Source organism: Salinirubellus litoreus (genome assembly GCF_037335815.1).
GTDB classification, from domain to species: Archaea; Halobacteriota; Halobacteria; order Halobacteriales; family Haloarculaceae; genus Salinirubellus; species Salinirubellus litoreus.
Genome location: NZ_CP147841.1, coordinates 2,775,397 through 2,798,629, shown reverse-complemented (window position 1 = coordinate 2,798,629; position 23,233 = coordinate 2,775,397). Strand labels below are relative to the sequence as shown.

21 protein-coding genes and 1 tRNA gene are annotated in these 23,233 nt (G+C 69.6%); 8 read left to right on the top strand and 14 right to left on the bottom strand.

Going from position 1 to position 23,233, the window contains the following annotated elements; all coding sequences use genetic code 11:
• The first annotated feature begins 219 nt into the window (after positions 1–219).
• A complete protein-coding gene (locus WDJ58_RS13965; protein ID WP_338913877.1) occupies positions 220–1,068 on the top strand; it encodes an ArsR family transcriptional regulator in 849 nt (282 codons plus the stop codon).
• A gap of 182 nt (positions 1,069–1,250) precedes the next feature.
• Positions 1,251–2,132, top strand: coding sequence for a CPBP family intramembrane glutamic endopeptidase (locus WDJ58_RS13960; RefSeq protein WP_338913876.1), 882 nt, complete (start codon positions 1,251–1,253; stop codon positions 2,130–2,132).
• A gap of 563 nt (positions 2,133–2,695) precedes the next feature.
• Here WDJ58_RS13960 and WDJ58_RS13955 read toward each other — a convergent pair.
• Complete coding sequence (locus tag WDJ58_RS13955) at positions 2,696–3,139, bottom strand: VOC family protein (protein ID WP_338913875.1); 444 nt, start codon at positions 3,137–3,139, stop codon at positions 2,696–2,698.
• Positions 3,140–3,466: 327 nt separating this feature from the next.
• A tRNA-Glu gene (locus WDJ58_RS13950) sits at positions 3,467–3,541 on the bottom strand.
• Positions 3,542–3,713: 172 nt separating this feature from the next.
• On the opposite strand from WDJ58_RS13950, the gene WDJ58_RS13945 reads away from it, so the two are divergent.
• From WDJ58_RS13945 to WDJ58_RS13935, 3 genes are all read left to right on the top strand, one after another.
• Positions 3,714–4,496 (top strand): enoyl-CoA hydratase/isomerase family protein, encoded by a 783-nt coding sequence (locus WDJ58_RS13945; protein WP_338913874.1) that lies wholly within the window; start codon positions 3,714–3,716, stop codon positions 4,494–4,496.
• Complete coding sequence (locus WDJ58_RS13940) at positions 4,496–5,698, top strand: CaiB/BaiF CoA transferase family protein (protein WP_338913873.1); 1,203 nt, start codon at positions 4,496–4,498, stop codon at positions 5,696–5,698. Before WDJ58_RS13945 ends, WDJ58_RS13940 begins: the two co-directional genes overlap by 1 nt.
• 320 nt (positions 5,699–6,018) lie before the next feature.
• On the top strand, positions 6,019–6,444 hold the full coding sequence (locus WDJ58_RS13935) for a hypothetical protein (protein ID WP_338913872.1): 426 nt from the start codon (positions 6,019–6,021) through the stop codon (positions 6,442–6,444).
• 96 nt (positions 6,445–6,540) lie between these two features.
• Here WDJ58_RS13935 and WDJ58_RS13930 read toward each other — a convergent pair whose 3' ends face one another.
• From WDJ58_RS13930 to WDJ58_RS13900, 7 genes are read right to left on the bottom strand one after another with little or no spacing between them, the layout of a single operon-like run.
• Complete coding sequence (locus tag WDJ58_RS13930; protein ID WP_338913871.1) at positions 6,541–7,629, bottom strand: pyridoxal-phosphate-dependent aminotransferase family protein; 1,089 nt, start codon at positions 7,627–7,629, stop codon at positions 6,541–6,543.
• A gap of 57 nt (positions 7,630–7,686) precedes the next feature.
• Positions 7,687–8,463, bottom strand: coding sequence for a DUF7289 family protein (locus WDJ58_RS13925; RefSeq protein ID WP_338913870.1), 777 nt, complete (start codon positions 8,461–8,463; stop codon positions 7,687–7,689).
• A gap of 1 nt (position 8,464) precedes the next feature.
• On the bottom strand, positions 8,465–10,903 hold the full coding sequence (locus tag WDJ58_RS13920; protein WP_338913869.1) for a DUF7266 family protein: 2,439 nt from the start codon (positions 10,901–10,903) through the stop codon (positions 8,465–8,467).
• Positions 10,904–10,905: 2 nt separating this feature from the next.
• Positions 10,906–11,898: a hypothetical protein gene (locus WDJ58_RS13915; protein WP_338913868.1), complete on the bottom strand. Its 993-nt coding sequence runs from the start codon at positions 11,896–11,898 to the stop codon at positions 10,906–10,908.
• Positions 11,892–12,530, bottom strand: a complete 639-nt coding sequence (locus WDJ58_RS13910; RefSeq protein ID WP_338913867.1) for a DUF7288 family protein — start codon at positions 12,528–12,530, stop codon at positions 11,892–11,894. The genes WDJ58_RS13915 and WDJ58_RS13910 overlap by 7 nt, the downstream gene beginning before the upstream one ends.
• Entirely contained in the window at positions 12,524–12,988 is a 465-nt protein-coding gene (locus tag WDJ58_RS13905; RefSeq protein WP_338913866.1) for a DUF7287 family protein, read from the bottom strand. The genes WDJ58_RS13910 and WDJ58_RS13905 overlap by 7 nt, the downstream gene beginning before the upstream one ends.
• Positions 12,981–15,122, bottom strand: a complete 2,142-nt coding sequence (locus WDJ58_RS13900; protein WP_338913865.1) for a vWA domain-containing protein — start codon at positions 15,120–15,122, stop codon at positions 12,981–12,983. Before WDJ58_RS13900 ends, WDJ58_RS13905 begins: the two co-directional genes overlap by 8 nt.
• A 458-nt stretch (positions 15,123–15,580) precedes the next feature.
• Here WDJ58_RS13900 and WDJ58_RS13895 point away from each other — a divergent pair, with 458 nt between their 5' ends.
• Entirely contained in the window at positions 15,581–15,730 is a 150-nt protein-coding gene (locus WDJ58_RS13895) for a DUF7557 family protein (protein WP_338913864.1), read from the top strand.
• 43 nt (positions 15,731–15,773) lie between these two features.
• Here the strand turns inward: WDJ58_RS13895 and WDJ58_RS13890 are convergent, their stop codons facing one another.
• On the bottom strand, positions 15,774–16,751 hold the full coding sequence (locus WDJ58_RS13890) for an AIR synthase family protein (RefSeq protein WP_338913863.1): 978 nt from the start codon (positions 16,749–16,751) through the stop codon (positions 15,774–15,776).
• Positions 16,752–16,880: 129 nt separating this feature from the next.
• Between WDJ58_RS13890 and WDJ58_RS13885 the strand changes: the two genes are divergently transcribed.
• Both WDJ58_RS13885 and WDJ58_RS13880 read left to right on the top strand, forming a co-directional pair.
• Positions 16,881–18,023: a nicotinate phosphoribosyltransferase gene (locus tag WDJ58_RS13885; RefSeq protein ID WP_338913862.1), complete on the top strand. Its 1,143-nt coding sequence runs from the start codon at positions 16,881–16,883 to the stop codon at positions 18,021–18,023.
• 123 nt (positions 18,024–18,146) lie between these two features.
• Positions 18,147–18,662: a hypothetical protein gene (locus WDJ58_RS13880; RefSeq protein WP_338913861.1), complete on the top strand. Its 516-nt coding sequence runs from the start codon at positions 18,147–18,149 to the stop codon at positions 18,660–18,662.
• A 69-nt stretch (positions 18,663–18,731) separates the two neighbouring features.
• On the opposite strand, the gene WDJ58_RS13875 is transcribed toward WDJ58_RS13880, so the two are convergent.
• The 4 genes from WDJ58_RS13875 to WDJ58_RS13860 all read right to left on the bottom strand — a co-directional run bounded on the left by WDJ58_RS13875 (position 18,732) and on the right by WDJ58_RS13860 (position 22,979).
• Complete coding sequence (locus WDJ58_RS13875; RefSeq protein ID WP_338913860.1) at positions 18,732–19,340, bottom strand: hypothetical protein; 609 nt, start codon at positions 19,338–19,340, stop codon at positions 18,732–18,734.
• Between the two features lie 99 nt (positions 19,341–19,439).
• Entirely contained in the window at positions 19,440–20,363 is a 924-nt protein-coding gene (locus WDJ58_RS13870; RefSeq protein ID WP_338913859.1) for a DUF5995 family protein, read from the bottom strand.
• A gap of 114 nt (positions 20,364–20,477) precedes the next feature.
• Positions 20,478–21,518, bottom strand: a complete 1,041-nt coding sequence (locus tag WDJ58_RS13865; RefSeq protein ID WP_338913858.1) for a DHH family phosphoesterase — start codon at positions 21,516–21,518, stop codon at positions 20,478–20,480.
• A gap of 132 nt (positions 21,519–21,650) precedes the next feature.
• Positions 21,651–22,979 (bottom strand): helix-turn-helix transcriptional regulator, encoded by a 1,329-nt coding sequence (locus WDJ58_RS13860; protein ID WP_338913857.1) that lies wholly within the window; start codon positions 22,977–22,979, stop codon positions 21,651–21,653.
• Between the last annotated feature and the right edge of the window lie 254 nt (positions 22,980–23,233).

Genomic DNA, 23,233 nt, shown 5'->3' with positions numbered 1-23,233 from the left:
CAGTATGGAATCTTATGTTTCACGGTCGCCGAGTCATTCGGGGTGCCCGCTCGCACGGACCGTCAGTTCGAGGGACGCCATCTCGTCCGGATCGGCGTGTATCGGCTCCGCGCCCGCGCTTCCCGGCCGTCGGCCCGGGGTATCGATACGGAGCGTCGCCGGTGCAGTAGCGTACGTGTCTCCCGAAATTTATGTGGAGGGTCGATCGAACCGTCGTTCATGAGCAGTGACGACGAGTTCGGCTCTCGCCGGGGGTTCGAGATCCTGAGCGACGAGACGCGGATCTCGATCCTCCGGGTCCTCGCCGATCGACTGCGGGACCGACCCGAGGACCCGACGGTCGGCTTCTCGGACCTCCGGCGAGCGGTCGGGATGCGCGATTCGGGGAACTTCAACTACCACCTCGACCAGCTCACGGGTCGGTTCGTACTCGAAGCCGACGAGGGATACCGCATCGCGCCGGCCGGAATCGAGGTCGTGGCAGCCCTCGTCGCCGGCGTCTACGGCGAGGGCGAACGGCTCGGGCCGGTCGAGCTGGACGACCCCTGTCCGGTGTGCGACGAGCCACTGACCGCGGTCTACGAGAACAGCCTCCTCACGGTCACCTGCCCCGACGAGCACGAGTTCAGGAACACGCTCCCGCCGGGAGCGATCGACGGGCGCTCGATCGAGGACGTGATCGAGCTGCTGACGCTGACGTCGAAACAGCACATGGAGCTGGCGGTGAACGGCATCTGTCCGTTCTGCCAGGGCCGACTCGACTGGTCGATCTCGCCCGACCGGGAGCGCGTGCTCACGGAGTTCAGCGACCAGTGTGGCCGCTGCGGCGTTCGGATCGAAGTGCCCGCCGTAGCGTGCCTGCTGCGACACCCCGCCGTGATCTCGTTCTACTACGACCACGGGATCGACGTCCGTGACCGGCCGCTGTGGGCTCCAGAGTTCTACGACGGCGTTCGCACGAGCGTGTCCGACGACCCCCTACGGATCGACGTGTCCATAGACCTGGACGGGGACGAACTCGGCGCGACCCTGGACGGTGACCTCTCCGTGATCGAGGTCACCGTCTGACCCCGATCGGGGATGCGACAGCGGCGGGTCGTCTCAACAGGGGACGTCGAACGAATCGTCGGGAGCTTCGAGACGGGGGCGGCTCACGGCCCCGCCCGGACCCGGAGATGCGAGGGGACGGGCCGATCCGGCGGAGTCGTTCGTACTAATGTTTTTTCAGGAGAACGTCTATAGCGGCGTGTATGCCGCCCTCCGAGACCACGTCCGCCGAGCGGACCGACGGCTGGCCGCCGGAGTTCCGAGGGGGACCGGGTGTCCTGCTCGCGTTCGGTCTCGCCTTCTCCGTCCTCACGGTCGCGACGAACGAGGCGCAGTCCCGGCTGCTCGCCGACGGGTCCCGCGTCGTCGACCTCCTCGGCCAGATCCCGATGCTGATGCTCCTGGGAGGGGTCGCCCTCCTCGCGCTCCGTGCGGAGGGCGTTCGACTGCACGACATCGGCGTGTCACGCGAGAACGCCCGACTGGCCGTCCTTACGATCTTCGGGGTGGTGATCGTCGTCAACGTGGTCGCTCTCGGACTGGCGCTCCTCACCGGGAACGACCTCTCGCTCGGACTCTACGCCCAGTACGTCCGGGTACTCGACGCGTCGGCGGCGCTGGTGGTCGTCGCCGCGATCAACAACTACCTCTTCACCGGGCCGGTCGAGGAGCTGGCGTTCCGGGGGTACCTCCAGAACAAGGTGATCGAGCTGTTCGGCGGTCGGGAGACCCACCTCCGGCCCGTACTCGGGATCACGACGACGGCAGTTCTGTTCGCGTCGATGCACCTCCCCGATCTCCTGCTGGACGACGGCCTGCAGGTCGGAGGGGTCGCCGGGAGCCTCGCGTTGCTCGCGGCATCGGCCCTCCTGTTCGGCGCGATCTACGAACTCACCCACAACCTGGTGCTGGTGGCCCTGCTGCACGGGGTCGGGAACTGGTGGCCGCTCCTCGTCGACCCGGGTCCGGGCGTGTGGCCGAACTACGTCGTCGTTCTGATCGTCTACGCGGCGATGGTCTGGACGTATCGACGGGCAGGACTCGCCGGAGGGAGCGCCGGTACCGGAGCAGCGACCGGGAGCTGACCGGCGTCCGCGTGGCCGTCCCTCCGGAATCTTCGGCTCTATCCCTCTCTACCCACGGACAGAGGATCGGGAACGGCGGCCGCTCGTGACGGCCACCCGCTCGGAGACCGTGGAGCACGTCGAGGGTCCGTTCCCGAGTCGAACCTGGGTACTCCAGAACTGGCCCAGGTATCGTTGCCGATGACCGATCAGTCCCCGTCCAATTGGCTGAGGAGCTGGGGGAGAGTGATGGTGTCGAGGACTCGGCATCCGTCCTCGATCGCGTCGTCCTCCCCGATACACACCCTTCGCATTCGGGACGTGAACCTCGGATTGCCAACAAAACGCCCGCGGAGCCGGAATCCATCCGTTGACGTCTTCAGCTCGGATTTAGCGGCAAAAGCCACGTCTCGTGCACTACTTCCTGTCGGTCGCCCCGGTGCGGTTGCGGGCGTTCAGAACCGAGTTCACCGGACACTCCCGAGTGGTCTGACGGCGGTGGGGAGCAGGTGACGCTGTTCTCCGGTACCCGCAGGCGTGGAATCAGACGAGCCGCGTAGGTTCAACTCGGGTGGGGCTCCCCATCACTCCAGCTCGGCAGCCACGGCATCGTGGTCGTTCGTCGTGAGTTCGAGCCAGTTGCCGTCGAGGTCGGTGAAGTAGAGCGAGTAGGAGAGGTCGTGATCGACCACGTCGGCGGCCGAGACCGGGTCGCCGTCCCGGTTCGTCAGGTCGAGTGCCTCCAGGCGGTCGAGAAACGAGAGGAATCCGTCGGCGTCGGTCCCGAACGCGACGCGATGCGGACTCACCGCCTCCCCGCGCGTCGCCGTCTCCCGCTCGAACAGGGCCAGTTTGGTGGTATCGTCGACGGCCAGCATCAGCGGCCCCGTCCCGGTCTCCGACCACTCCGAAAGCGATGCCTCCGGCGTCACTCCCAGCACACGCTCGTACCACGCCGCGGCGTCGTCCCAGTCGGCGACGAACAGTTCGACGTGATCGACACCCGTGACCGCGAACTCTCGGGCCATACAGCGGCTGGGAGCCTCAGAGGGACAAGCGTATCGGGGACTCGAAGCGGCGTTCGTGCGACACCCCTGAATGGGGACGCGAACTAGACCCGCTCGCTCACCCCGTTCGGTGTACGTGACTGGCGGGGTCCAGATCACGTGGTCGCATCCACTCGTTACGTGCGTTCGCGGCTCACACGAACCCATCGCTACTGGCCTCGCCTCGTTCGCAGGAGCGCTCCGACGGGGATTTGAACCCGATAGCGAGACCTCACTTCGATCGGTCTCGCGTGGTTCAGAATCCCCTCGTGCGCTTCTCGCTCGCTCACAGAAGTTCGCTCGCTGCGATGCTCCGACGGGGATTCGAACCCCGGTCATTGCCTCGAGAGGGCAATATGATTGGCCGGACTACACTATCGGAGCGTGTACTATCGGGTAGCCGCGATTCCCGTTTAACGATTGCGCTTCGCCGTCGCTGTGTGGTGAATCGACACGGCACGACCGGTTCCGACCGCTGGCCCCCCGGACGACCGACCGCGGTCGGGGTGCCCGGCCGCGGAACAACATTCATCACCCCGCTCCGGGTTTCGGTACCATGGCCTACTCGGCATACGAGCACATCTCGGTCGACGTCACGGACGGCGTGGCGACGATCACGCTGAACCGCCCGGAGAAGTACAACGCGCTCAACAACGCGACCTTCTTCGACCTCCAGCGCGCGTTCGGCGAGATACAGCTCGACCGGAGCGTGGACGTCGTGGTCGTCGAGGGTGCGGGCGAGGACGCCTTCTCCGCGGGGGCGGACATCGAGCAGTACGCGGGGCCCTCCGAGGAGCACGACCCCTTACAGAAGGAGCGTCAGGACATCTTCTACGGCATCTACCGCATCGCCTACGACTGTCACGCGCCGGTCATCGCCAAGATCGACGGCTACTGCGTCGGCGGCGGCCTCATCTTCGCGATGTACTGCGACCTCCGTATCGCGGACACGACGGCGAAGTTCGGTGTCCCCGTCACGGACATCGGGCAGATCCCCACCGGCGGGTCGACCTACCGTGCGGCCGAACTGGTCGGCGAGGCGAAGGCCAAGGAACTGGTCTACACGGCGGGGACCATCGACGCCGAGGAGGCCCACCGCATCGGTCTCGTCAACGACCTCGTCGAGCCCGAAGAACTCGACGGGGCGGTCGAGAGCATCGTCTCGGCCATCCAGTCCACGGGGACGCAGGCGGTGAAGAACTCGAAGCGGGCGATAAACGCCGCGGTGAACAGCGAGAACCTGGAGGAGGCCCGCGAGATCGAGGCCGAGATCTGGTGGGAGCAGTTCGCCACCGACGAGCGCCGCGACCTGGTCGACGAGTTCGTGGGGGGCGAGTGATGAGCGGCGAGAACGGGGGAACGGGACCGCTCTCGGGACTGAACGTCGTCGAACTGACCGTCCACCGCGCCGGACCCTTCTGCGGGGCGCTGCTCGCCGATCTGGGCGCGAAGGTCGTCAAGATCGAGCGCCCGGGCGTCGGCGATCCCACTCGCGTTCAGGGCGTCGGCCCCGAGGGCCGGTCGGGGTACTTCATGGCGAACAACCGGAACAAGCAGTCGATCGAACTCGACCTCAAGTCCGAGGCGGGACGTGAGGTCGCCCGCGATCTCGTCGGGAAGGCCGACGTGTTCGTCGAGAACATGGGCTACGGCGTCGCCGATCGGCTCGGGCTCGACTACGACTCCCTGAGCGAACTGAACCCGGATCTCGTCTACGCGAGCGTCAAGGGGTACGGCGAGACGGGCCCGCTCCGGGAGAAGAAGGGGATGGACCTCATCCTCCAGGCCGAGGGAGGGATCATGAGCGTCACCGGGCCCGAGGGCGGCGATCCCGTCAAGGTCGGGCAGGCCATCGGCGACCTCACGGCCGGGATGTTCGCGACCATCGGCGTCCTCTCGCGCCTGCAGGAGGTCGCGGCGGGAGCGGGCGGCGGCAAGCTCGACGTGGGCCTGTTCGACGCCGTCGTCTCGATGATGAACGAGTACCTCACGTTCTACTCGATGGACGGAGAGGTTCCGGGGCCACAGGGGACCTCCCACCAGTCGATGGTCCCCTACCAGCTGTTCGAGACGGCCGACGGGTACGTCGTGACGGCCGTCCCCGCCGACGACCGCTGGGACGACTTCGTCGACGTGGTGGGCTGTGAGTCGGTACGGGAGTACGGGACGAACGCCGAGCGGGTCGAACACGAGGAGAGGGTCGTCTCGGCGATCCAGGCCGAACTCGCCGAGGAGCCGACGGAACACTGGCTGGAGGTCCTCGAAGACGGCGGGTTCCCGGTGGGACCGCTGAGCGACGTCGCGGACGTGGTCGCCCACGAGCAGGCCGAGGCCCGGGGGCTCGTCCCCCGGTTCGACGACCCCGAGGCCGGCGAGGTAGTCCTCCCCGGCCACCCCATCAACTTCCCGGATCACTCGACGGCGATCCGAACGCTCCCCCCGCACCTCGGCGAGCACACCGAGGCGGTCCTGGAGGCGCTCGGCCACGACGCCGAGTCGATCGACGAGCTCCGGGAGGCGGGCGCAATCCCGGAGGAGTAATTGGAGCGAGATCCGGCCTCGTGGATGCACCGCTTGGACGCGGAGGAACACCGACCACCTCGACTCGTCTCGTAGCGTTCGACCGTCCTTCGCTCACGTCGACCCCCGTCAACTCGGGTCCCCGGTCGAGCAACTACTCGGTGTAGATTCCGACGCTCCACCCCGTGTCGAGGGGGCTACCACCTCTCGACCCGGGCACACCGAGGGTCACCAGTCCCGACTCCAGATTCCCGGTACTCCGAGGCCGCCGGACCGTCACCGTCCACTGACGACTGGCGAATCGAGCGAACCGTTTTTAATATCACGTCGTATCCGATCGTATGAATCCTATCGGGCGGACGCTGCGCCTCTCGACCGTGCTCCTCGTGCTCCTCTCGACGATGGGGCCGGTCGCGATGACGTTCCACTTCCAGTCGGAGACGTCACAGCTGGCCGACCGGAACGCCGAACTGGAGGCGCAGAACGATCGTCTTGAGTCGCGTGTCGAGCGGCTGAACGCGACGCTGGAAACCCGAACCGCGCAGCTCCGGCGGGTGAACGACTCGCTCGCGGCGTGGCGATCCGACGTGGGACCGCTCGCGACCGACCTCCGGGAGACGGAGGTACAGCTCCGCGAGCGGGAGCAGCGGATCGAGGACTTAGAGCGCCGGCTGGAGTCGACGCGCGACGCCCTGGATCGGACCTGTACGGTGCTCGATCAGGAGGGTACGACGTACGCCGAATCGGACGACTGCTCCCCGCGCTAGGCCTCGGATCTCGGGGGATCGTCCCCTCGGGCGCGGCCCCACGAGGGATCCGCAACATCGTGAGGGCGAGCACCGTGGGTGGCTCCCGCGGACGTATCAGTTCAGCACGTCCGCGAGCGCGTCCATCGCCACGTCGACGCGCTCGCGGTCCGCGCCGTAGCCCATGTGACCCACGCGGACGACGTCGTCGGCGTGGTCGGCGAGCCCGGTCGAGAGGACGATCCCGTGACGCTCCCGAACCTCCCGGCAGACCCTTTCGGCACCTCCGTCGATCTCGAACGCGGTGACGGTCGGCGAACTCCGGTCGACCGGCGGGAGCGGATCGAGCCCCGCCTCACGGCCGCGCTCGCGACACCGCTCGGCCACGTCCTCGTGGCGTTCGTAGACCGCTTCGAGCCCCTCCTCGAGCAGTCGGTCGAGCGAGGCCTCGAGCGCGTAGAGGTTCGAAGTGAGGTGCGTGTACGGCAGGAGGACGGCCTGGTCGGTGTCGAGGTCGACGTCCCGCCAGGGTTCGAGGCTGGCGTAGAAGGAGTCCTGTGGCGTCGCCTCGACCTTCTCCCAGGCGCGCTCGCTCACCGTGAGCGTCGAGAGGCCGGGGGGCGAACTGAAACACTTCTGGGACGCCCCGAGACAGACGTCGATCCGTTGGGTTGGAACCGGCGTCCCGCCGAGCGAGGAGACGGCGTCGACGACCGTGAGGACCCCCGCGTCCTGCAGGGTTTCGAGGACGCCCTCGATGTCGTTCAACAGGCCGATGGGCGTCTCGCAGTGGACCATCGTCGCCGCGACCGGGTCGTGCTCGTCGGCGAGCGACGCGATCTCGTCGGGGTCGAACACCTCGCCCTCTCCCACCGAGTGAACGACCGCCTCGCCGCCGTGGGTCTCGACGAAGTCCGCGAACCCCTCGCCGTAGAGCCCGTTGGCGAGACAGAGGACCGTCTCGCCGGACGCGACGAGCGACGCCACGCTCGCTTCCAGGCCGAGGATCCCCTCCCCTCCGAGGACGACGACGTCGTCGTCCGTCCCGTGGACCTCAGCGAGCTTGTCGAGTAGCCGGCGGTAGTCGGCGGTGAACCCCGGTTCGACGTCGGGGTTGACGAGCGGTCGGCCGAGCGCCTCGCGGACCTCCGGCGGAAGCGCGGTCGGCCCAGGGGTCATGAGGAGCCGTTCGTCGGTGTCGGTCATGGCCCGCCGTTCGCGGGGCGGGTATATATCGGGTCGGGACGTGAGCGGTCGACCCGTTCAGACGAGACGCGTCGTCACGTTCACCTGACGGACGTACACCCGATCGGTGGCACACCGGTAGGTCCCGTCGTCCTCTGGGTCCGCCCAGCCCGGCGCGTCCTCGAAGTAGCGGTTCCACCCCACCGAGTTCGGCGAGTCGACGGCCACCGAGACGCCGGTCGCGTCGTCGGCGCTCCCGGCTCCCGTCCGGTCGAAGGGGAACCACAGGGACGTGTCCTCGTGTTCGCCGACGACCGTCACCGAGTCGGAGGCGACGGAGGTCGGGCCGGTGGACTCCATCGCGGTGAAGGAGATGACCGTCCGTTCGGCTCGACACTTCCAGGGCGGGGCCGAGAGGACCGCGACGCCGTCGCCGTCGCTGCGGAAGACCGCGTTGGCCTCGTAGGCGACGGCAGTGTCGTCGAGGGTGTACGAGAGCGCCCCCACCTGGAACGTCCGCGACTCGTCGCCCGAGGGGAGGTGGACGGTCACGGTGAGTTCGACGTCGCCACCCGTCGAGAGCCCCGCGGGCGAGACCGACAGGTCGCCGGCGCGGAGCGGGGCTCCGTCATCCCCGATCTGCTGGAACTTCGTGGCGATACGGAGGAACGCCGACTCCGCGTTCTCGTTCTGCCGGTCGGTCTGGACACCCTCCAGGGCGTCGAACCCGGCCGTGAACACGAGCCCGGTCGAGCCCACGATGAGCGCGAACAGGAGGACGAATCCGAGTATCTCGCTCGCCCCGCGATCCCGTCCCCCGCGTCCGGTCCCCGACCGGAGTGATCGTCCGGTCATCTCAGTCACCCAGCGTGAACTCGTCGGCGCTCGGCGTGTTGGAGGCCCCCGCGAATTCGACGCGGAGTCTGAACTCGTCCGTCCCGCCCGTCAGCCCCTCGACCTCCTTCACGCCGCTGTCGCCGCTCAGCAGGACGCGGTCGGAGACGTGGACCGAGCCGTCGTCCCGTCTCGCGTACACCGTCACCTCGACCGTGCCGCCGTTGCGCTCGGCGTCGTAGCCCAGCCGGAGATCCGAGAGGTCGAGGTTCCGCGAGGTGGTCTTCCACGTGGTGTTGAACGACCCGCGGCGGAGCCCCGTGTTCGATGCGAGCGCCCCGATCTCGCTCTCGGAGAGCGCCCGGTCGTAGATCCGGACCTCGTCGATGCGGCCCTCCCACAGCGCGTCCGTGTCGTCCTTCTGTGAGCGCCCGACGGTCAGGAAGTCGACGCCGGTCATCGGCGCGCCGTCCGGAGGGACGCCCGTGCTGCCCGTGTAGCCGAGCGCCGTCCCGTCGACGAACAGTCCGATGCGCTCGCCGGACTCCCACCGGAGCGCGACGTGCTGCCAGTCGGTCGACTGGACGCCGCTCTCGTACTCGTAGGCGTAGGTCTCGCGGTACCCCTCGTCGACCGCGATGCTGCTCTTGAACGTGTCGGTGGCACCCCCCTCGTAGCCCGAGGCGTCGTACCGGAGCCCGAACTCGTCGTCCTGTCCGTCCCCGTCGTCGTCGGTCGTGTCGAGCAGACCCGCGTCCGTCCCCGTCGAGTCCGCCCTGACCCACATCGAGACGGTGAGCGACTCCTCGTCCCCGAGGTAGGTCGTCTCGGCGTTGCCGTCGAGCAGCCAGTCGTCGTCGCCGTCGAAGCGGTAGGCGTCCCCGCCGTCGAACCCGGTCGCACCCGTGGTCGGGTCGCCCCGGACCTCGAACTCGTAGGCGGTCCCGCCGGCGTAGTCCCACGCGTCGGTCGGCGACCCCGACTCGTTGAGTGGGAGCCACACCCGCATGTCGGCCGTCGGGAGCCCGCCAGTCCCGGGCGCGTCCAGACGCATCTCGTCGCCCGACTGGGTCACGTTGACCCGCGAGGTGGCCGCGTCCCAGTCGTCGGTCGACCCCCAGGTGACCGTCGGGCCGTCGTCGAGGTCGAACACGGTGACCTTCGTGACGTAGACGGCCCCGTCGACCCGGTACCGCACCGCGACGTCCAGGGGGTAGTCGTCCGCGCCGTCGAGATCGGCACCGCCACTGTCGGTGAACTCCGAGAGCTCCAGCGTGAGCACGTCGTGGGAACCGACCACCGGGTTCGTCCCCCGGCTGTCGCCGCCCGTATCGAGGTCGACGATGGCACCGTCCTCGGGGAACGCGAGCGGCGCGTCGCCGTCGTAGTCCACGTACCCGTCCTCGCCGCCGCTGCCGGAGTCGACCGGGTAGCCCTCGAAGCGTATCTCGTGTGCGCCGACCCCGTCGCCCGACATCCCCTCCGACAGCTCCGCGACGGCACCCGACGGCCCGCCCGGGTCGACGCCGACGGTGAGCACCTCGACCGACGAGTCCCAGGTGTTGTTGAAGGATAGTTCGACGCCGCCGGGGCGGCCGTCCCCATCGTAGTCGACCGGCGTGGCGTCGTCTCGGTAGACGAGACCCCCGACCGGGACCTCCCGCTTCACGGAGTCGGTCTCGCCGTCGTCGTCGGTCACTTCGAGCGTGACGGTGTAGACGCCGGGAGTGTCGTAGGTGAAGTTCGCCGTCCGGCCGGTCCGCGTCGCGTTGCCCCCGCTCGGTAGCTCGAACGACCACTCGTAGCTGGCGATGATCCCGTCGACGTCGTCGGTGTCGTTCCGGAAGGTGACGTTCGTGCCGGTCACGGGGTCGCCCGGCGAGAAGATGAACCCCGCGATGGGATCGGTGTTGCCGACGACGGTCCCGACGGTTCCCGCCCCGGATATCTCCCCCACGCCGACGGTCGCGGGCACGTTTGGCGGCTCGGCGTACGTCCCCGTTCCGGCCGTCCCGTCCCCACGCACCGTTATCTCCAGCCCGGATCCCGGCCCGCCGTCGATCGAGAGCGCCGAGCGGTTCCCGAGCGGCTGGCGGACGGTGACCCCGCCACCCGCCGTCTCCAGGACGAGGCAGTGATCGCCGGTGAAGCGGGGGCTGTCACACTCGCTCCCGCTTCCCAGTTCGATCGTGTAGCTGTTCCCGACGACGCGCTCCGGGGCATCGGCCTCGACGGTGACGTTCCCACCGACCCGCGAGTACCGGTCGGCGGCGGCGACGTCGTCGGCGAGTCGCGCCCCGAGCGCTTCCAGTTGCCCCCTGGTCGCCCGCTCGGACTCGTCCTCGAGGAACCCCCCCATCGCGAAGACCAGGGAGGTGACGAGGACGGCCGTTATCCCCACCGCGAGCACGTAGCTCACCGTCGAGGAGAGTCCACGGTCGTCCGCGCTCACCGGGTCCACGGTCAGTCACCCCCCGCCCCGTAGACCGAGACGTTGACGCGGTTCTCGTAGGCGGTCCGGTCGGTCTCCACCCGGGTCGTCACCGCCAGTTGCCAGAACGTCGGGGACGAACAGGGGCTGCTCGTCGACGGGCTCGCGGCGGTACACGCCTCGATGGTGGGCTGGAGCCCGGTCCCGTTCCGGACGACGAGTTCGTAGACGCCGTAGGCGCTCGACCCGTTCCGTATCCGGACGGAGACCGGCCCCTCGACGGCGTCCAGGCCGGTGAACGTGCAGTCCCCGCGGTCGGCCGACCCCCGGTAGAGGTCGACGACGATCTCCCCCGCCCGCGAGCTACAGGTGACCGGCTCGTCCATCTCGCCCACGTCGCCCGAGGCGTTGACGGTCACGTCGGTCGACCCGCCGTCGCTCCCGACGCCGAGTTCGACCGAGTGGGTCCCGTTCGAGGCGACGACGGTGAACCGGTCGGTCTCGCTGAGGTTCGAGACGTCGAACCGGGCGGTGAACCAGCCGAGTCCCGTCCGATTGGAGTTGCGCACGACGAACCAGTTCTTCGGTCCCGGGGTGTGCGCCACCGTCGGCTTGTCGAGGTAGCCCGAGCGATTCTGGACCACCCGTACGCCGTACTCGGTTCCTGGCGCGTCGGCGTCGAACGTCGTCCTCACGTAGGTGTCGGACCCGGCGACGGCCGCCTCGTCGTGGAGTCGCGTGTAGTTCTCGAACGCGGGGTCGAACGCCGCCGCCACCTCGTCGGTGTCCGCGTAGACCGACCCATGTCCGGTACGGACGGCGAGCCCCTGTGCCGCCCGGATCCCGACGGCCTCGGCGCTCAGAGCGGTGTCGGAGACTCCCTCGGGCTCGCCGGCACCCGCACCCTCGGCCATGAAGACGGCGTTGTAGACGGGAACGAGCGCGAGGAGGAGGACGGCGAGCGCGAGCGCGCCGACGAGCATGATCTGTCCCCGCCGGTTCGTCCCGGGTCGATCGTTCACCATACGGTGACGCGCACCTCCACGTGGTTGTACACCGGGCCGTCGACGACGTCCGGGACGGGGTAGTACCCGCCGCTGCCGTCCCCGAGCGACGTGCCGTACTCCCAGAGCTCCGCGTCCCCAGCCCCCCGCGAGGTGAGCGTCATGTTGTCGTAGAGCGTCACCGTCCGGGCGGCGACGACGGCGTTCTCGTCGGGCGTCCCCTGCTTGACCATCACCAGCTGCCGGTTCCGCCCCGGATCCGCGGTCCGGTAGACGACCTCGACGTTGTAGAGGTAGCCGCGCTGGCCGAACGTGGTGTTCAGCAGACGGCCGAGCAACAGCGGCGGGCCGTCCATCCCGTAGCCGATCCGGGGGTTCTCCGCGCCCGCGAACGTCCGCCCGTTCGGCTCCCAGTTGCGGACGAGGACCGAGAGGTCCGCGGGGTCCTCCGAGGCGGCGAGCGACAGCGAGTCCCGGACCTGCTGGCGGAGGTCCGTCCGGACGTCCTCGTCGACGGTCCCCCGCGTGGTCGGCGTGACGACGACGGCCTGCAGCGACATCGCCAGCGCGCCGACGAGCACGAGCGCGGCGACCAGCCCTTCGAGGGTGAACGCCTGTCCGCGTCGGTCGGCGGGGCCGCGAGCTCTCACCACACCCGGACCTCCATCCGGAACGGCTGGTCGTCGTACCGGACGAGCCGGACGGTCGTCGCGACCGACTGGTCGCGGTAGACCGGTCCCACGGCACACCGCTCCCCGCCGCACGATGTCAGGACCCCGTCGTCCTCCTCGAGGCCCCGAAGGGTCACGTTCACGTTCGTCGAGTCCCGGAGCCCGAACCGTTCCTGGAGGCCCGTCTCGCCCCAGCCGGTCGTGAAGAAGTCGACGGTCCGGTCGTCGTCGAACGTGGTGGGGGATTCGGCGGTCGAGAGGTTCCCGACCAGGACCCGCGAGACCGTCCGGGCGTGCTCCTGTTCGACCTCCGAGACCCCCTCGGTGTAGGGGGCGGTCACGCTCGGGACGAACGTGAGGACGAACACCGACGCGAGGATGAAGACGCTGATCCCGAGCGCGAAGTCGTGGGTCGTCTGTCCCCGGTCGGGGTCAGTCACGGATCCGCACCTCCGTCACGTCGACGTCGATGACGGTCGCCGTCGTCGTCGAGTCGGGGAGGCCGAACTCGTAGAGCATGACCAGGCGGGTCTCGCCGTACTCGCTCTCCGAGTCGGGGAAGTCGTAGACGACGATCGCCTGGTTGCTCTCGACGTCGAGTCGTCCCGAGGCGTTCACGTACGGGTCGAGCGTGTCGTCGTAGAGGTCCGGCTGCCACCAGGCCTCGTTCCCGTCCTCGAACCCGGTCATGTCCGCACCTGCGAGGTACGCCGTGACGTTCTCGTGGGGGACCTCCCGATCGACGCCGGTGACGTTCGTACACCGGACCTCGTTGTACGTCCGTCCGGTCGAGGCGTTGGTGTGCCTGACGGCGGTCAGCTCCCAGTCCGAGCACGCGAGCGTCACCGCCGAGACGTTCATCGGCGCGGCGTCGGAGGTGTTCACGGCGTAGGTGAACTCCCCCCGGATGCCGGGGTCGTTCACGTTCGGCTGCCCCCCGTAGCCCGCGACGTTCGAGTCCTCACCCGCCACCCGTGGGACGTATGTCGTCCCGTTCACCGAGAGCGAGGTCGACACCGGTCGCCGGACGACCTGATCGGTCTCGGTGATGTTCTGGAAGATGCCCTCGAACACCGTCCGAAGTTCCGTCCCCGTCGTCGCCTTGGAGTACGTCCCGCCCGAGGTGTTGGCGACCTCCTCCAGCAGGGTCTCGTTCGCGTCGTCGCCGAACGCGATGGTGTGGACCACGACGTTCTGGGCGGCGGCCGCACGCGCACCGTCGAGCGTCCGCCGGTCGAACTCGTCCCGGCAGTCGTCGTCGTCCGAGTAGCCCTCGGCGCTGCAGACGCCGCCGCCCGGCTCGTTCTTCCCGTCGGTCAGCAGGATGACGTGGCGCGTCCGCGAGAAGTTCGACTCGATGTCGTGGAGGGCGACCGAGGTGTTGAGACCCCGGTTGATCGCCGTCCCGCCGCCCGCGCTGTAGCGGTCGATCGTCGCGTTTAGCGCCGCGTGGTCGGCGGAGAAGTAGCGCTGGTAGCCGACGCGGACGAACCGGCTATCGGTGTCGTACCCCACGAGGGCGATCCGATCCCGGCTCTCGTTGGTGAGACCGACGAACTGCTTGGCGGCGTCCTTCGCGTCGGCGATCTTCGAGCCGCCCATCGAGCCCGACTCGTCCATCACCACGACCACGTCGACGGGCGGTCGGAACACCACGCCGCCCTCGAACGACTCGATGTCGCCGACGAGCTTCCCGTTCTCGACCGGTCGACCCGAGACGAAGTAGGTGTTCCCGACGGACTTGTCGATGCTGAACGCCACGTCGTCGAACCGGTGATCGACCGGATCCGGGTCAACCACGGCCGGATTCTGGAGGTTCACGACCTCGTTTCGGGAGTCGTCGACGGCCGCCGGCAGGTGCGAGGAGTTCAGGGTGAACCGGACCGTCCGGTTGTCCGGGAAGACCCCGACGGCGGCCCCCACCTCCGAGCGGAGGTACTCGCCCCAGGCCATGTAGTAGTCGCTCGTGACCGAGACCGTGACGTCGTCCGGTCGCCGGCACCCGTCGCTGTAGAGGGTCCGGCGGATCCCCTCGGTGACCGCGCGGGACCGGCTCGCGTTCTTCCGGAGGACGAACCGATCCTCGGTCACCCGCCCGGAGACGTTGGCGACCGAGATACTCAGGGTCCCCCCTCGCGCCGTGACGTCCGGCGGGGCGACCACGACCGAGTTCCCGTTCGGGCTCCGACGGAAGATCCCGCCGGCCTGGTAGGCCAGTTCGTCAGCGCCCTCCGACTCGAGCCTGACCGACGAGAGGGGAACGCTGTCGGTGCACTCCCCGCCGTCGACGGAGACGGCGATCTCCCCGGCCTGACCGACCGTCACCTGGCTCGGGTCGTGGTCACCGAGGTCGAGCGTGGTCGTCCCGTTACCGGGGGCGCTGATCACGGTACCGAGGCGGGCGTCGAACTGCTTGACGACGATCTCGCCCGTCTCGGTCCGCGCGTCCGACTCGGCGTCCGAGACCACCCGGTCACCGGCGGCGAACGCGAAGCTCGCCGTGACGACGACGAACCCCAGCAGGAGCACGAGCCCCGTGACCTCGGAAACCCCCCGTGAACTGGTCCCACCCATTCTATCCGTCTCGATTGTTGTTTACGAGACATTCATAACGTATATAACGCCCCAGCGTTTCGAGTTCCGATTCCCGAAACCGCGTGCGTGACGCTCGCGGTCGTCGGCCGAGGGGCGCGGCCCGGGGACGCCCACACCGGGCGGGGCATTCGCGGTCGTTGTCATCGGGAGCCGGCGTCCGGCCCCTACCCGAACCGCCGGCTCGTCGGTGCACCCCGCCGCGACCGTGGAAGGGGTCCTGTCCGTTTCGGACCCTGTGCACGGGGGAAGCCACCCGAGTCGTCGTCACGCCCCCGGTCGCCCCGTCCGGGACGGGGGCCGTGAAGGCGGACACCAGCGCGGGCGAGCCCGGACGGGCCGCCCGCCATCGCCCCCGACCGCACCCGGAGGCTGTCGAGGTATTTACGCCGGTGGAGCGACTACCCGCACGCGCCGGGCCACCGCCCGGAGAGACCACCATGCCCCACACGCTCGAGATCAGCGACGAACTGAGGGAGCGCCTCGAACGACACACGGAGGAGGACCAGACGCTGGAGGAACTCATCGACGAACTCGTCTCGATGTACGAGACCGAGGGTGCGTTCCTCCAGGAGGGCTACTCCGAGTAGCCGGTCCGTCCTCGCCGAACGCACCGATCGGATACGCCGCACATCACTCCCACAGGGCGTACATGTCGTCGCGGACGGGCTCGTCGAACGTCTCCTCGCCGAGGGCGAGCGCCGGCCCGTCGCCCTCCTCGACGGTACCGACGACCGCCGCCTCGATACCGACCTCGTCTAGCGCGGACAGCGCCTCGTCCGTCGACGCCTCGGGAACGGCCGCGAGTAGCGCACCGGAGCCGAACGTCCGCAGCGGGTCGACGCCGACCGCCTCGCAGAGCCGCCGGGTCTCCTCGCGGATCGGGATCGCCCCGGGGTCGACCTCGATCCGGACCCCGGAGGCGGTAGCGAGTTCGAGCAACCCGTCGACGAGACCGCCCTCCGTCGGGTCGTGCATCGCGTTCGCGTACTCACGGAGGACCGCCGCCTCGGGGACGACGCTCACCTCGTCGTAGAACCCCTCGGCCGACTCGAGTAGCGCCTCCGGTACCCGCCCGTCGAGCCGGTCGCGAAAGTCGGTCGCCAGGATGGCCGTCGCCTCGATACCCGCGCCCTTCGTGAGGAGGATGCGGTCGCCCGGCTCGGCCCCGCCCGTCGGGACGTACCTGTCTGTGAGGCCGAAGCACGTCAGGACGAGCATCGGGGTCGACAGCGCCGGGGCGTACTCGGAGTGGCCGCCGACGATGGCGACGCCGAGCCGCCGGGCCGCCTCGTCGAGCTGTGCGGTGATCGTATCGAGCGCGTCGTCCGATCCCGGCAGGAGGACGACACTCGTCAACCACTCGGGGGTCGCGCCGGACGCGGCGACGTCGTTGGCCGCGACGTCGACGCCGAGGGACCCCACGCGACCGACCGCGAGCGAGATGGGGTCGGCGTTGACGACCAGTATCCCCTCCTCCGCTCCGCCCTCGAGTCGGATCGCCGCGGTGTCCTCGCCGTACGCCGGCCCCTGGAGCACCCGCTCGTCCGGCGCGCCCGTCCGGCCCAGGACGAGGCTCGCCAGCGAGTCCGGGTCGACCTTGCCGATCATACCCGCCGTACCCCCGGGTCTCCCTTGACTCCCCCGGGAGCCGTCGAATCGATCCAATGCGACCCGATCCGGGAGACTGCCGCCGTTCCGCAGGGGAACCACTTAGTCCGGTCTCCCCGACCCCCGATCATGGACGACCGGACGTACGACCTGCTCACGCCGGCGGAGATCGACTCCGGACGGGCCACCGCCGCCTACTTCCTCCGGACCGAGGAGATACTCGACCATCTAGACGAGGACCCCCACGTCGTCGCGGAGATCTCGACCCCCGAGGGCTGGACCGTCCTGGCGGGACTGAAGGACGCCGTACGGCTCATGGAGGGCCATCCGGTCGACGTCCACGCCCCGCCCGAGGGGACGGTCGTCTCCGGCGGTCCGGCCCTCCGGATCGAGGGTCTCTACCGTTCGTTCGCCCGGTACGAGTCGCCGTTGCTCGGCTTTCTCGCACACGCGAGCGGGATCGCCACGGCCGCGATGGAGGTCCGCGCGGCCGCTCGCGACCGGACCGTCCTCAGCTTCGGGACCCGCCGCCAGCACCCGGCGCTCGGAGCGATGGTCGAGCGGTCGGCGCTGATCGGCGGCGTCGACGGCATCGGGAACGTCGCCGGCGGGGAGGCGATCGGGATCGAGGCCGGCGGGACGATGCCCCACGCGCTGGTGGTCTGTCTCGGCGACGCCGAGCGGGCGTTCCGCGCCTACGACGAGGCGCTCGAGGAGCGCGTCCCGCGGACGATGCTCGTGGACACGTTCTGCGACGAGACGGTCGAGGCGGTCACGGCGGCCGAGGCGCTCGGCGAGGATCTCGACGGCGTCCGCCTCGACACCACCGCCTCGCGCCGCGGTGACCTGCACGATATCGTCGAGGAGGTCCGGTGGGAACTCGACCGGCGAGGACACGAGGGCGTCGAGATACTGGTCAGCGGCGGGATCGACGCGGCCGAGGTGCGACGGCTCCGCGACGCCGCCGACGGATTCGGCGTCGGCGGGGCCATCGCCAACGCCGACCCGATCGACCTCTCGATGAACCTCGTCGAGGTCGACGGCGAGGCCCGGGCGAAGCGCGGGGTCAAGAGCGGCGCGAAGCAGGTCTACCGCGACGGCTTCGACGACAGCGTCGTCCCCGTCGGGGAGGACGCGCCGGGCGAACCGCTCCTCGACCCCGTCGTCGAGGACGGCGAGGTGACGGCGGAGTTCTCGCTCGACGCGGCGCGAGAGCGCGTCCGGGAGTCGATCCCCGATCTGCGCGAGCGAGGGGCGTTCGAGACGGCGTGATCCGGCGAGGGAACGCGGCGGAAGCGACGGAGCTCACCGATCTCCTCGGGTGTCCCCGGCGTCTGGGCGGCACCACGATACCGAACCAGCCACGCTCTTTGCGGCCGTGCTCGAACCCCCGGTATGCTCCGACGGCTTCGGGAGAACGGCCCGATCGTCCTCGTCCCGCTCGCGTGGACGTTCGCCACCGCCGCACACCTCGAACTCCTCGCGGTCCGGACGGTGCTGATCGGACACCTCGTCATGGACGCCGTGCTCGTGGCGTTCGCGGCGCTCTCGTGGAGGGAGATGCGTGAGGGCGTACTACTCGCCTGGAAGGTCGTCCTCCTGGTCGGACTGGCGTTGACGCTCCTCGAGACGGCCGTGCTCTTCGCCGCGCCCGAGTCCACCGCGCTCCTCCGGGTCACCGTCCTCGGGTGGATGCTGGTACCGGCCGCCGGGCTGGCCTACACCGGTCGGAACGTCGCCCCCGAGACGGCACCGTGGGTCTACACCGCCGGTGCCGGGCTGAGCGTGGTCGGGGCCGTCGCCTACCTCGCCGCACCACTTCTCTCGACGGACGCGTTGGCCGTGGCCGGGCTGGTGCTCGTCAACGCCGGGCAGACGGCCGGTATCGCGAACGCGGTCTACCGGTACTGAGGAACCCACCGAATCACTAGCGGGCTCGCGGGCCGCCGCCGAGTGGACTGATCAGGAGTCCTCGGCGTCCTAAGCCTCGTCCGTCCCCCCGTCGGTCTCGCGTGTCGCCTCGGCCGGCCTACCACGTCGCTCGTTCGAGCCGTCCCCGTCCTCGGACGCGACCCCGGCGGCGGACTCGTTCCCGGATCCGTCCGCGTCGGCGTTCCGATCCCCGTCCCGGTCGGCGTGCCCGGTATCCGGTGCGATGGGCCCGGAGGCGTTCGTCGAGGCCCGCGTCGGGCCGCCGGCGAACCGCTCCCGGCCGATCAGCTCGTCGAGGAGCAGCGCCTCGCGGTCGACCGCGTCGTAGCGCTCCGCGACGACCGCGCGTGCCGACTCGACGTCGTCGTAGAGGAGGTGTCTGCGGACCTGGACGTAGGCGTCGAGGAACGGTCCGGGGGTCGTCTCGTCGGACGCCGGCCGCGGAGCGAGGCGACCACCGGAGGCGGACTCCAGGTCGGCCACGATGTCGCCGTACCCCAGGACGGTCGGGTCGTGGTCCTCGTCGAGGACGGAGAGGAGGAAGTCCGAGGCGAAGCGGTAGAACTCGGACTTGGACTCGAAGGCCTCGGCCTCCGCGACGACCGCCTCGACTCCGGCCACCAGGGCGTCCGGGTACCGGACCGTCTCCTTCGGCATACCACCCGTATCAGATGACGTCCACTTAATTCGTGGTGTCGCGTCGGACGCGATCCGTCCATCCACGCCCACCGGTGTGTCGACCCGCCGGAGGGCGGTCTACTCGGGGACTTCCTCGTCGAGGCGGTCGGTGAGGTAGTCGAGCGCCGTGTCGACGCCGATCCCGTCCAGTTCGACCCGTCGGAGCTTCTCGAGGAGCGCGGGGGCGACGGTCGGCGAGAGGACGAAGACCGCCCCGCCGGTCGCCGTCGTCCGGAGCACCCACCGCGCGTACGACCGGACCGGCGGGAGGTCGACGTCGCTCATCACGACGGCGACCCGCCAGGCCTTCTCGCGGCCCTCGGTCATCCCGAAGAGGGCGAACGCCTCGTCGAACCGACCGAGCGTCGCGTCGATCTCGGCCACGCCGGGCGCGTACAGCTCCGCCAGCGCGTCCTGCTGGGCGTCGACGAGCCGCCGGAGGACGTCGTTGACGGCCCGGTGGTCGGCGCGTTTCGTCGCCCGGTCGGCGTCGATACCGACGTCGATCAGCGTCAGCGCGAGGTCGTAGTTGATGTGGGCGTTGATCCCCAGGAAGGCGTCCTGAACGACCAGCCCCGCGCCCTCGACGGCGGTGTCGAAGGCCACCCGCCACGGAGCGGGGACGGTACCGAGGCGGCCCCGCTCGAACGCGAGGAACGCCTGCCGGTAGTAGTCGGCGAACGCGACCGTGTACCGGCGCATCCACTCGGGGTCGCGGAACCGTCCGGCGTCGACGCGGGAGCGTATCGCCCGCGTCATCCGCGAGTAGACCGTGAGGAACACCGCCCGGCGGTCGGAACGCTCCCGGAGAACCCCTTCGAGCGCCGTCAGCCGTTCGAGAACGTCGTCCACGTCCTCGAACGGTGACTCCGTGAGGTCGACGAGCGTCGGATCCGGCTCGACCTCCCGGCGGACGGGGCCGGGATCGTGCCGGAATGCGAGGAGCATCGCTCGCAGTCCGGTCCCGTCGAGCAGTCGCATCGCCTGCGTCAGTCCGGTCACGCCGTCGACCTCCGTGACATCGGTCGTAGCTCCACCGCCCCCGACAAATAGGTGGGGCCTCGCGGGGGGCTCGTCGACCCGGGTCGAACCCACGTCCGATCACTCACTAGTTCGTCACTCCTCGACCTGTTCCTCCTCGCGTTTGCCGTCGTCCGAGAGGTGGAGTTCCTCGACCAGCCGGTTCGTCACGACCCGCTGGACGATGTCGACGAGGTCGGTGTCCCCGGTGGCGCGGTCGGCGAAGATCCCGAGGGGGATCTCCCCGCCGGCCATCTCCCGGTGGCCGCCGGCGCTCCCGACGTCGTCGAACGCCCCGCGGAGCACCTCGCCGACGTGGACCCGGGAGTCCGACGACCGGGCGCTGATCTGGATGGCTCGTTCGACGATACCGAAGACGACGGCTGTCTCGACGCCCTCCAGCGTGGCGAGGTAGTCCGCCGCCTGGGGGATGGCGTCGCGCTCGCTCGTCCGCCCGACGTGCGAGATGAGGACCGCCCCCCGGACCGACCGGTTCTCGATGGCGTCGGCGATGGCGTCGACCGTCGCGCCGCTGACCGAGGGCGTCGAGAGCTTCCGGAGCAGGTCGCGGTCGGCGTGGTCGTGGAGCCGGCTCGCCGCCGCGTACTCCTCGTGGGTCGTCCCGCGGAGGAACCCCAGCGTCTCCCGGCGGATCGCGAACAGCAGCGCGGTCGCGAGCGTCGAGTCGAGCGTCACGTCGAGTTCGAGGACGTACTCGGTGAGGATCGTCGCCGTCGCGCCGACCTCCTCGCGGTGATCGACGAACCGCGCCTCGATCCCCTCGGCGGGGTGGTGGTCGATCACGACGTCCACGGGAACGTCCGCCGGGACCTCGTTGTTCTCGCCGGGAATCGAGTGATCCACGAACGCGAGCAGCGAGCCCTCGGGCCGGTCCCGGACCGCGTCGGCGTCGAACGACCGGAGGTCGACGTCGAGGAGGTTGACGAACGCGCGGTTCTGCTGGTGGGAGACCGTCCCGCTGTAGAGGATGCGCCGCTCGTCGACGCCGGCTGACGCGGCGATCCGCCCGAGCGCGATGGCGCTCGCCAGACAGTCCGGGTCGGGGTTGTTGTGACAGACGATAGTGAGCTCCTCACACCCGGCGAGGAGCTCCCGGAGGGACGCGGCCTTGCTCATGTCCGTAGCAGTCGGTCCGGGGGTACAAGCCTCTACCCCCCGACCGCCGTCGTGCGACCGGACGCCGGCACCGCGTCCCCGGGAGCGAGTCGTTCCGGATCCGGCGAACGCCGGCGCGGGGGATGGAGACGGCTACTCGTCCTCGTCCTCGTCGTCGAACGGCGACCCGGCCGCCTCTGGCTCCATCCCCCGCTTCGAGATGATGTTCTCGCGTCCGACGCGAAGCTTCGATATCTCGCCCTCGTCCTCCATGTCCGAGAGCAGCATCGACACCTTCGACTTCGACCAGCCGGTCCGCTCGACGATCTCGACCTGCTTCATCCGACCGCCCTGCTCGTCGAGGAGCCCCATCACCCGGTCCTCGTCCGAGAGCAGTTCCTCGTCGGGGACGGACGGCTCGGGGGGGACCGACTCGCCGGACGTCCCTGTACTGGACTCGGCCGACGCCCTGTCCGCGTCTCCCCCGCTCTCGTCGTTCCCGTCGTCCCCGTCGTCGATGGCCGTCGTCCCCGTGCCGTCGAACACCCCCGAACGGTAGGCGAAGGCCGCGCCCAGGCCGAGGACGAGCGCCGCACCGAACCCCACGATCGGGAGCAGTCCCGGCCCGCCCTCGGAGGCCGGAGACGTCCCGACGCTGTCGGTCGCCGACCTGCCGGGCGTCGGGGTATCCCTCCCGTCTTCGGGCCCGTCGGTGCCGCTCGTCCCCGGCGGATCGGTCGCGGTAGGGGGCGGGGCGAGGACGATCCGCGGGCGCTCGTCGGTGAACGACCGCTCGCCCTCCCAGGTGATCGACTCGCTGCCCGCGAGCGAGTCCCCCGAGACGGAGTCCGGTTCGGGTGCGGCCTCCGCGAAGGCGACCCCCGTGCCGGCACTCACGACGAGCCGCTGGTCGGCTCGGATGTAGAGTCCCCCCTGGAAGACGTCGCCCACGACGACCGTCCCGTCCTCCGAGACGGGGGCGAACGCGACCCAGTGAAACGACATCTCGACGGTACCCTGGTTCCCGAGGGCGTTGACCGACGCCCGCTTCGAGAAGCCGGTCGCGTTCATCGGTCGATCCGTCGCGTTCGCCCCCTCGTCCGTCAGGGCGCGTGCCCGGCGCTTGAAGTCGGTGTAGAGGGTCGTCTCCTCCGAGTCGAATCGGTCGGCGAACTCCCGGAACTCGGCCCGTTCGGTGTCGTTCGCGAGCGTCTGTTTGAACCGGAAGGTCCACTCGGCCGACCCGTTCGCGTGGACGGTGATCCGGAACTCCGTCCGGTCGAACGACTGCTGGAGCTCCCGGACCGTGTCGGGGTCGCTCGATCCGCTCGCCGGGCCCCATCCCGCTACCGCGGTCGCCGGTCCCTCGCCGGACCCCACCGTCGAACGCCCTGCCGCGTCCCCGGGGAGGGCGGCAGTGCCCATCGTCCCCCCGAGGACGAGCACGCAGAGCAGGAGGACCACTACGGGGGCCTGCCTCATTCAGTTCCATCCTCTCTCCCAGCGTTATAAAACCCCTGCGAGATCATCCCCGGGTGAGCCTCGCGGCAGCACCTCGATCGGTCCAGCGGCGGCGTCTCGCGGCGGGAGACCCGACGAACACCCGATGTCGGAGTGGAACCGGTCGTCTCCGTGAGCCTCCTCACCAGGGGACGTCCCTCGGAGAACGAGCCCCTCTCGGCTCCAGACCGACCCGTACGAACACCGTCGAACGTCCTCCGTCCCGCCGGTACTCC